Consider the following 10298-nt stretch of genomic DNA (forward strand, 5'->3'; position numbering starts at 1 on the left):
ATGGAATGAAATTATGAAGCTAATAGTTTAATTAATTGAGGAAATAACAAACTCCTATTACTTAACATTGAACTCTATAATAGGATTATAAATATGGGTGAACATATCAAAAATTAAAAATATTTAATCACCTAAGAGCAACGTTTTATAACATAAAAAATCTTCTTCATATTCAATATGACACTAAACATATTAATAAGCACAATATGTCATAGCATGACTCACTTCACTCTTACAGCACTCCTAGAGTGAAGTGAGCACCAATAGAGTCATCAACAACAAAAAGACACTATTGCTACATACTATTAGGCGATACGCTCAATCTTTGCCGGTAATCCTTGACGTACAGAGGCACCAGAAACCCAATCTAACCAAGTATTCGTTATTTCTCGTGTTGGATCAGCAAAGCCTAAGTCGTTTAAGTTAATACCACTACCTATTGCTTTATCCATAGCTAATGGTTGCCCATCTAAATAGTGTTGACGTGAGCCTAGCTCTTTATGTCCATAACCATGTTCAATCGCTAACACTCCAGGCATAACCCCCTCTAATAAACTAATTTCAGCCTCAACCTCTCCACCAGGGGTCACTATGCGCACTTTATCACCATGCTTGATCCCCCATTTTTCACCATCTAGCGGATTAATCGCGACTAAATTGCTTGGTTTTACCATTCTTAAACGTTGGATCATGCCCGTTGAGCTACTTACCACATGAGATTTAAAGGACATCAGTTTTAATGGCCATTGCTCTTGTGGAAAATGTTGATGTATATCGCTACCGTCAGATAAACGCGGTGGATAATAAGTTGGGCAACCACTATATCGCTCACCGGTAATAGCATGATGATTCTTCGCTACATTTTCATTCCAGATCTGTAATGGTTTCTTCCATTGCGGGCCTGTCGCATCACCATTCCATGCTTTATCATAAGGGGCAAAACGACCACCACGAGTATAAATATTCGCCACCCTTAGAACTTCTTCTTCTTTTAAAGTGGCAGTAATAGCAGGAAGAATACGATCGACACCACTTAATAAAATATCTTCATGGCTGGCAGGTGCTACAGGCTGCTCGCCCATAAAGGCAATATTAGCCGCTACACGCAGATAATAATCTTCAGCACTATTAATTGCGTGGAAATGCCCATCTTTATCTTCTAGCGCATTTTCACCAAAGCCGGGTAAGTCTAATGCTTTAGCAACCGCAATACAGAAAGTTTCCATTGATATAGGTTGACCATCGGCTGTTTTCGCCACACGAGGCTCTACAATCGGCCAACGTGCCGTACTGGCTTTGACTTGTACACCAGACCACGGCGCACTAAATCCCCAACTTTCAAAGTTATGCGTATCAGGCACAATATAGTCCGCCAGTGCAGTGGTCTCATTCATAAAAGCATCGATACCAATAATCAATGGTAGATGCTGTGGATCTTTAAGACGCGCTTCCATAACTTGGCGAATACCTGCAATACCGTATAGCGGGTTCGTCATATTGGTTATCCATGCTTTTAATGAATAAGGATAACCCGCTAATGCCGACCCCAGTTGCTCTGTTAATTGCCCTGCGGCAAACGGATACCACGGCGCTTTAGCAGGATAAGGAGACTCCCCTTTCGCGATCCGTTCACGGTATTCATCAGATTGTTCATAAGCCGCTTTACTGCGCGATAGCACCATTCCTTTAGGCTTAATTTTGCCTTTAAAACTATCCATGTTGTAACGAGGGCCATCTATCGCACCATTAAATTTACCTCCACCGACAGATACTCCCCCTTTCAGGTTTAGATTTCCAATTAAAGCGTTTAGCATGATGACACTCCACGCCGTATAGAAACCATTTCCCCCCATCATGCCACCATGTGAGATAACCGCAGCTTTTCGTCCGTAGTCAGTAAATTCACGCGCTAAGGCAATAATAGTGCTTTCAGGTACTTTACAACGTTCACTATACTCCGCCAATGACATGCGACTTGCAGCTTCAGTTAATAATTGGAAACTTGATTTTACTGTAACCTCAATACCTGTTTTTAATGTCACTTTTTGAGTAACAAAAAGCTGTGCTCTGTCTACTTGCATCGCTGCTGTAAGCTGTCCATTAAGGGCTATAACCATATTTTGCGCTTCGCCATCATCGGCAATATCCTCAAGATGCGCGGCGGTTAACATCTGCCCTGACAGTGGATGATTTTCATCACTAATGACTAAATGTGTCGCATTAGTCCAGCTTCGCTCTCCAACATTATTCATCGACACTTCACTGGGCACCGATAAATACTCAGCATTATAGCGTTTGTTTTCAATGATCCAGCGGATCATACCCATCACTAAAGCAGCATCTGTTCCCGGTTGTACGGGTACCCAATGACCATGATCATTCGCTAACGTGGTGGTTAATGGCAAAGCAGGTGCCACAACTACATAGTTAAACGAACCACGAATACGCGCATTCGCTAATTGGCGACCTTGGCGTTTAAATGGATTACCTGATTGCGCAGGTGAAGTACCTAAAAATAGTGCAAATTCAACATGATCCCAATCAGGCTTCACATGAGCGTTTTTATCCAGATCATTCATTAATGCACCGGAGCCGGCACGATACGCTAATCCACAATAAGAGCCATGAGCCCCAAAATTTTTACTACCAAAGGCATTTTGTGCAAAGCGACGAATAAAACTATCTCGGCCATCATCCCCAGCATTAGTAACTAATAACTGATTTGCTTTAGGTCCTAGGGCTGGCTGTTTAGGATCAATGGGTGTTGCTAAATCGCGGATAGCACGTAAGCCATCAACATGTCCTTCACCAAATAAATCGCCCCCCTCAACCACTTCTTTGATCAGTTGCTCAAAGCTAATTCGTTGCCATTTCCCCTCACCTCGTTTACCCACTCGTTTCATGGGTTCAAGAATACGAGTAGGACTATCGAGGCTTTCCATCATCGTCGCACCACGAGCACAAGCCGTAGAGCGGTTAGCTAAACCACTTTCGCCCCCCATTTTTTCAAAGGCTTCTTTTATTGGCATGTTATAACCAAAATGGATATCCTGAGATAATGGGTGATAAGGATTTCCTGCAATACGTAATACTTGATTATTGTTACGATCGACTCTCGCACGCACACCGCACTGAGTCCAGCAGCCAAAGCACTGAGTCATACAAACAGCTTGATTGGTATTAGGTTGCCAATTCGCTTTCGCCGTGATTTTACCTTCTGGTAATAAAGAGTTACCGTTGATCCTATCCAAAGTAACCTTACCAGATGTCCCATCAACGAGACCGTCGACAGCACGCTTAGCAACATCGCGATAACTGGCAGCAAATGCGGCAATACCACCGATAACCAATCCACCTTTAAGCCATTGACGTCTTGTAAACTTAGCCATGCTGTACTCTCCTGACAACCCAACGAATACTTTCTCTGAATATAATGGTTAACGCTATCCAAAGCCCAAATGTTCCAACAATCGCTAATAATCCATCATTACCCAGCGGGAACTGATAAGGATTGGTAATAATGTTATATTTGGGAATATATTGGCTTCCCATTAACATTAGCCAACGTAATACCCACGCCAATCCCATTGAAATAAAAGCCATTACGGTAATAAATGCCACTGAGCGTGCCTGTTTTGCCATTAATCCGCCCATAGCAACAGACACTATCCATAAGGCAATAACCCCTATCGCACTCCACCAGCCTAAACTTCCTATTGCCAATTGTTGCCTAATGGCTTGTCCTGAAATAGTATCCCCCGCAATCCAAAAACCTGTACATACAGCAAGTAACATTAAAGATCCGATAAACCACATAGCCAGTTCACGCTGATACACAGGCTCTCGTCGCGTACCTAATGCTAATAGCGTAGGCAATACTTGCATGGCACTAAAAAACAGTAATATCGGCAGCCAGTAGGTATAAAGCACCGGTCTTGCTTTTAAAATAGAAGCTTCACGGCCGGTATAGAGCAATAAACCTATCGAGGTTAAGGCGCAGGCTAAAGCAACCCAACGCGTTAACTTATATTCACGTTTCCACACTAAACGCACGACCATGGCAATAAAGTACAAAATACTAAATGCAGAGAAGAGTGGCAGTAATAGTGATCCCCATGCCATCCACGACCAAGGAGTTGGATAAGCATAAAAATGCCAAACACGTGCGGTTTGATGGAGATCAGCGGTTAATGCTAAAGGGGCGGTGATCCCCGCCGTAACAGCAATAAAAACCGCAACAGCTTCTAAACGAGGATTACCTGTACGCCCTTTCCAACATTGCCAGCATGCATAAAGTGTTGCGCAACACGCAATGCCGATAAAAAAGAAATATTGCACTGCCCAAGGTAACCAAAAGTATTCTTGGGGGATCGCTATCACTTCTTGAATTTGCGAAACGGATGAAATCATGAGTGAACCTCCTGCCATAATGCGGGTTGCCCTTGTCCAACTAATGGCTGCACAAATGCATCATCTAAACCAAGATAAAAAACTTGTGGCAAGGTGCCACTTTCTGGTTTAAGTACTTTTAATTCATGTTCATGCTCGCGGATCATTTTACTTATTGTGCTGTGTGGATCTTTCATATCACCGATAATACGAGCGCCCCCCACACAAGATTCAACACAGGCAGGTAATAACCCAACTTCTAGGCGATGAGCACAAAAAGTACATTTATCGGCTGTCTGAGTGGAATGGTTGATAAAACGGGCATCATAAGGACATGCTTGCACACAATAAGCACAGCCTACACAACGTTCATTATCAATCACGACGATCCCGTCTTTGCGTTGAAATGTTGCTTGAACAGGACAAACAGGTACACACGGAGGCTCGTCACAATGGTTACATAATCTAGGGAGTAAGACGTTCGTTATTCCCTCTTGCCCCTTGATAGCAACTTGATATTGGTTTACTGTCGTCCTAAATTGTCCTTGTGGCGTTTGGTTTTCAATCGTACAGCTCACTGTACAAGATTGACACCCAACACAACGACGCAGATCGATCAGCATGCCATAACGTTTATCCTCTGAGCCTTCACGGCGCTCTGGGGATAGTTTAATGCCAGCTTGAGAGAGAGGAACCAGTGAAGCACCTGCGGTAAGGACCCCTAATTGTTGTAAGAATTTTCGTTTACCAAGATCCATATTTGTCTCCAGTATCACTCAGTAAATACCTGCCACATTGAGCGAAGGGAATAGAAAATAAGTATTTATGGCATTGTAAAAATTACTGAGTCCTCCACCTATTGTGGTTTACCACATACTCGGTGCGAACTTGATCCAAAACAATATTTAACATTAGATAGTTATGACGATAAAACAGACAATTGGGATAAAAAAAATCGCTAGTTTGAGCTTATTACTGCTCTTTTTTCTACTCTCTTCTTCTGCGGTTGCCAAAGAGTGGACTATTGGTGTGTTAGCGTTGCGAGGCGACGCCTCAACACAAAGACATTGGCAACCGCTTATCGATACCTTAGATCAACAAATACCCACAGATAGCTTTCTGCTGTTACCACTTAACTTGTCAGAAATGAAGCAAGCAGTGGCAGACAAGAGAGTGGATTTTCTATTGACGAATCCAGCGCAATTTGTCCAGCTTGATAGTGCATATCCGCTACGTTGGTTACTCTCTTTACGCTCGGGTTATGAGCCGGATAACACAACAAGAAATGTGATTGGTAGCCTTATTTTGGTGCGCAAAGACAGCGCAATTACATCGATTCATGAATTAGTCGGAAAGCGTGTTGGCGCCATTGCACCAGATGCCTTTGGTGGATATCTGTTAGGTTACAAAGCACTGCGTGAAGAAGGGATTGATCCTGAACAGGATTTTACATTACGTTTTAGTGGTTTTCCGGCTGATGCGTTACTTTACTTATTACGTGATGGCGATATTAATGCAGCGATCATCCCAGTTTGTTTATTAGAAAATATGGATAACGAAGGTCTTATTAATAAAGAAGATTATCGTCCATTATTAAATTATTCTACCAATACTTCTTGTTTAACCAGTACTCCGCTCTATCCTAATTGGTCATTTGCTGCATTAGATACTGTTCCTGACACATTAGTGGATAAAGTGACACGAACATTACTCAATGATGAAAGCGACGCCATGAAATGGGGGGCACCCGCTTCTCATTCTCAAGTGGAAAATTTACTCCGAGAAGTCAACCAACACCCAAGGCAGCGACAACTTTGGCAAGATGCGAAAATTTGGGCTATCCAGCACCGTTTTATTATCGGATTATCATTGGGTGCCATTATCTTACTGGTTTTCAACCAAATCTGGATTAGTTATTTGGTCAGAAGACGTAGCCATCAATTAGAACAAGCGCATATCCATTTAAGAGAGCAAAAAGAGGCATTAGAACAAGCTCAGCGTTTAAATATTTTAGGTGAAATGGCGTCAGGCTTTGCTCATGAGCTTAATCAACCTCTTTCTGCGATCAAAAGTTATGCCCAAGGTAGTGCGATCCGTCTAGAAAAAGAGAACAAAAATCATCCATTACTCCCCGCGTTACGACAGATAGACCAGCAAGCCCAACGTGGCGCAGATATTATTCGCAATCTACGTTTATGGGTAGGTAAGCAATCAGCAAATAGTGATACAGTGCCACTGTCAGAACAAAATATTGCCCAATGTATTGAACATATTTGGCGGTTATTACGTATTGATGAAAAATATCCACAAATGACTCTGATCACTAAGATTGATAAACATGATACCCTATACTTACCTGAAACATTATTAGAGCAAATATTATCTAATTTGATCACCAATAGCCTACAGGCGGGTACTAAAGTGCTACAGATAAGCACCCATAAAGCGCCAGATAGGTTGTTAATTGTGATCAAAGATGATGCGGGAGGAATGAGCCATAGCCAGCTTGAACAACCTTTCTCCCCTTTTCAAACCACCAAAACAGAAGGTCTTGGTTTAGGTTTGGTGATTTGTCAACGCTTATTAAATTCACAAGGTGCTGATATTCACATAGAAAATCAAAAAGATAAGCAAAATAATGTTGGATTAAAAATCACCCTTATTTTCCCCAATAACAATAATTAGAGGAAGAAAAATGCCAACAATTCATCTGGTTGATGACGATCTCGCCGTCACCGATGCTTGCCAATTTCTATTAGAAAGCTTAGGTTATGCGGCGCAGGTTTGGAATGACAGCGAATATTTTCTCCATAATATTGACCTTTATCAGCAAGGGGTTGTGCTGTTAGACATGAGAATGCCTAAAGCAGATGGTAGACAAGTACATCAATATTTAATTGAAAAACACAGTACGCTAGCAGTGATTTTCTTAACGGGTCATGGTGATATTCCGATGGCGGTTGAAGAAATAAAAAAAGGTGCCATTGATTTTTTACAAAAACCCGTTGATAGCAATGCATTACTCTCTGCACTGAAATCTGCCTTTACTGAAACTGCAACACGCTTTACGGCTGATGATATCCGTCGCCGTTATGCCTCACTGACACCAAGAGAAAAAGATATTGCATATTATGTTATTCAAGGCCTAATGAATCGAGAAATTGCTGAAACTGCCTGTGTTTCTATCAGAACAGTTGAGGTACATCGAGCAAAAGTGATGGATAAAATGGCCGTTAAAAATATCGCAGAATTAGTTACCGCATTACAAGGAATTGATATTGTAGCGCCAAATTTATGACAAAATTTCTGATCTGCGGTAAAAAGTGTCACAATATAGAATATTCATTGGAAAAATAGTAAATAGATAGGCTTATGATAAAGTCACCTCCATTTAAAACATCATTTTTACAGCCCAAATATTGGCTGACATGGTTGGGGATAGGATTACTCTATCTTCTCGTTCTGCTCCCTTATCCCGTTATCTACTGGTTGGGTACACGGCTAGGTCGTTTATCTAAAGTCTTTTTAAAAAAACGTGTACAAATAGCAGAACGTAATCTTGAGCTATGTTTTCCTGACATGCCTAAAAATGAACGTGAAGCGTTAGTGAATAAAAACTTCGAGTCCGTTGGTATGGGGCTATTTGAAACAGGAATGGCTTGGTTTTGGCCTGATTGGCGTGTGAAACGTTGGTTTAAAATCAGTGGTAGAGAAAATATTCAAAAAGTACAAGAAACTGGCCAAGGTATTATTGTCGTTGGTATACACTTTTTAACCCTTGAGTTAGGTGCACGTATATTTGGCATGCTAAACCCCGGTATTGGTGTGTATCGCCCTAATGACAATCCAGTTATGGACTGGTTACAAACTTGGGGTCGTTTGCGTTCTAACAAATTTATGTTAGATAGAAAAGATGTCAAAGGTATGATCCGCAATTTAAAAGCAGGAGAGATCCTCTGGTATGCCCCTGACCACGATTACGGCCCACGAAAGAGTGTCTTTGCCCCACTTTTTGCCGTAGATAAAGCAGCGACAACAACAGGAACCTATATTCTAGTCAAAACCAGTCATCCGGCTCTGATCCCGTTTACACCAAAGCGCTTACCTGAAGCAAAAGGTTATGAACTGATTATTTCACCTGCCGTAGCTGATTTTCCCATCGATAGTGAAGAAAACACCGCTATCGCAATGAATAAAGTGGTCGAACAAGAAATTTTACGTGCTCCTGATCAATATATGTGGTTACACCGTCGTTTTAAAACCCGCCCACCTGGAGAAGCTTCTTTATATAATGAGATAAAGAAAGTACACTAGTCCCCATCAGTGACTGTTTTAATAAAAAAACAGTCACTGACAAACAGATTGACTCTCTTAACCAAGATTAAAATACAAGACTAAAATAATAAAATTAGCCATACTCACTACTATTATTTCCTGCAAATAAACACATTATAAAGCACTACCTATCGTTGTTATTTTGTATTATGGCGATATTCTTATTTAAGAATAGATAACCAACATTGAGATAAAAAAAACAACGCAAACACCATTATTCTCACTTTATGTGCTTCGTTTACATTCTTAGATAAAGGAGTGACATGAACCTAAAGCCCCGCAACAATTCTTGGAAACGAAATCTCTACATTGTCTGGTTTGGTTGTTTTTTAACGGGTGCCGGCTTTAGCTTGATTATGCCTTTTCTACCATTGTATGTAGAAGAGCTTGGCATTAAAGATCATGAGTCCTTAAACCTATGGACTGGTGTCGCTTTTAGTATTACTTTTCTCTTTTCTGCCATAGCGGCACCTTTTTGGGGAAAATTGTCAGATAGAAAAGGACGCAAATTAATGCTATTACGTTCTGCCTTAGGTATGGCGATCGTCATGGTACTCATTGGTTTTGCTCAAAATATTTGGCAACTATTAATTTTACGCGCTTTATTAGGGGTATTAGGGGGTTTTGTGCCTAATGCTAATGCTCTTATCGCCACACAAGTGCCCGTTAAAAAAAGTGGTTGGGCATTAGGAACTCTTTCTACGGGTGCAGTAAGTGGCGCATTAATTGGGCCATTAATTGGTGGAATACTTGCCGATCTCTACGGTTTACGTCCGGTTTTCTTTATTACAGCCGCGGTTTTATTTATCTGTTTTATAGTGACCCTATTTTTTGTTAGCGAAAATTTTACCCCTGTTTCTAAAAAAGATGCATTATCCACCCAGCAAGTTTTTTCATCACTCAAAAATAAAAGATTAGTCATTTGCCTGTTTTTCACCACCATGATTATCCAAGTGGCAACAGGCTCTGTTACGCCTATTTTAACACTTTATATCCGTGATCTAGCCGGCTCTATCAGTAATCTTGCCTTTATTAGTGGTGTGATTGCATCTGTTCCCGGTATTGCCGCTTTAATTAGTGCCCCTCGTTTTGGCAAATTAGGTGATCGCATAGGCCCTGATAAGGTGCTTATTTTCACATTGGGTTTATCTATTTTTATGCTTATTCCGATGGCACTCGTCAGTAATTATTGGGAACTAGGCGCATTACGTTTTTTATTGGGTGCGGTAAACGCTGCCATGTTACCTGCGGTACAAACGCTTATTTTATACAATATTACGCCTGCAATTGCTGGTCGAATTTTCAGCTATAATCAAGCCTTACGAGATGTAGGAAATGTTACTGGACCGTTAATGGGCGCGTTTGTTGCGGCCAATTATGGATTTAGAGCTGTTTTTTATTTCACCGCTGCGGTGGTATTTTTTAATCTTATTTACTCATGGATAAGCTTTCGTACCCCGCAAAGAAAATAGTCAAAAAATCCACCAATAGATTTAGTTAATAGTTTTTTTTCAATAAAAAATTACACTTTCTCTCTTAAAGGTCTAATTGTTAATTTTTTTATTTTATTTTTC

Annotated in this window: 7 protein-coding genes; 4 read left to right on the forward strand and 3 right to left on the reverse strand. The window is 41.0% G+C overall.

Going from position 1 to position 10298, the window contains the following annotated elements; translation table 11 throughout:
- Positions 1-305 precede the first annotated feature (305 nt).
- The 3 genes from ttrA to ttrB are packed head-to-tail and all read right to left on the reverse strand — an operon-like array spanning position 306 to position 5147.
- Positions 306-3389, reverse strand: coding sequence for a tetrathionate reductase subunit TtrA (ttrA, locus tag AACU98_RS00070; RefSeq protein ID WP_161735309.1), 3084 nt, complete (start codon positions 3387-3389; stop codon positions 306-308).
- Positions 3382-4410: a tetrathionate reductase subunit TtrC gene (ttrC, locus tag AACU98_RS00075; protein WP_004243580.1), complete on the reverse strand. Its 1029-nt coding sequence runs from the start codon at positions 4408-4410 to the stop codon at positions 3382-3384. Before ttrC ends, ttrA begins: the two co-directional genes overlap by 8 nt.
- Positions 4407-5147 (reverse strand): tetrathionate reductase subunit TtrB, encoded by a 741-nt coding sequence (gene ttrB, locus AACU98_RS00080; protein WP_004243581.1) that lies wholly within the window; start codon positions 5145-5147, stop codon positions 4407-4409. The genes ttrC and ttrB overlap by 4 nt, the downstream gene beginning before the upstream one ends.
- 163 nt (positions 5148-5310) lie before the next feature.
- Here ttrB and ttrS point away from each other — a divergent pair, with 163 nt between their 5' ends.
- From ttrS to mdtG, 4 genes are all read left to right on the forward strand, one after another.
- Complete coding sequence (ttrS, locus tag AACU98_RS00085) at positions 5311-7074, forward strand: tetrathionate respiration histidine kinase TtrS (protein ID WP_161735311.1); 1764 nt, start codon at positions 5311-5313, stop codon at positions 7072-7074.
- 10 nt (positions 7075-7084) lie between these two features.
- Positions 7085-7687, forward strand: coding sequence for a tetrathionate respiration response regulator TtrR (gene ttrR / locus AACU98_RS00090; protein WP_004243584.1), 603 nt, complete (start codon positions 7085-7087; stop codon positions 7685-7687).
- 74 nt (positions 7688-7761) lie between these two features.
- Positions 7762-8703: a Kdo(2)-lipid IV(A) acyltransferase gene (locus tag AACU98_RS00095; protein WP_004243585.1), complete on the forward strand. Its 942-nt coding sequence runs from the start codon at positions 7762-7764 to the stop codon at positions 8701-8703.
- 284 nt (positions 8704-8987) lie between these two features.
- Positions 8988-10196: a multidrug efflux MFS transporter MdtG gene (mdtG, locus tag AACU98_RS00100; RefSeq protein ID WP_004243586.1), complete on the forward strand. Its 1209-nt coding sequence runs from the start codon at positions 8988-8990 to the stop codon at positions 10194-10196.
- Positions 10197-10298 lie beyond the last annotated feature (102 nt).

Source organism: Proteus sp. G4380 (assembly GCF_963885725.1).
In the GTDB taxonomy this organism is placed as follows: Bacteria; Pseudomonadota; Gammaproteobacteria; order Enterobacterales; family Enterobacteriaceae; genus Proteus; species Proteus mirabilis.

Bases quoted from the DNA above. Each gene is read 5' to 3' on its own strand.
- ttrA (WP_161735309.1), bottom strand. From the start codon at position 3,389: ATGGCTAAGTTTACAAGACGTCAATGGCTTAAAGGTGGATTGGTTATC.
- ttrC (WP_004243580.1), bottom strand. From the start codon at position 4,410: ATGATTTCATCCGTTTCGCAAATTCAAGAAGTGATAGCGATCCCCCAA.
- ttrB (WP_004243581.1), bottom strand. From the start codon at position 5,147: ATGGATCTTGGTAAACGAAAATTCTTACAACAATTAGGGGTCCTTACC.
- ttrS (WP_161735311.1), top strand. From the start codon at position 5,311: ATGACGATAAAACAGACAATTGGGATAAAAAAAATCGCTAGTTTGAGC.
- ttrR (WP_004243584.1), top strand. From the start codon at position 7,085: ATGCCAACAATTCATCTGGTTGATGACGATCTCGCCGTCACCGATGCT.
- AACU98_RS00095 (WP_004243585.1), top strand. From the start codon at position 7,762: ATGATAAAGTCACCTCCATTTAAAACATCATTTTTACAGCCCAAATAT.
- mdtG (WP_004243586.1), top strand. From the start codon at position 8,988: ATGAACCTAAAGCCCCGCAACAATTCTTGGAAACGAAATCTCTACATT.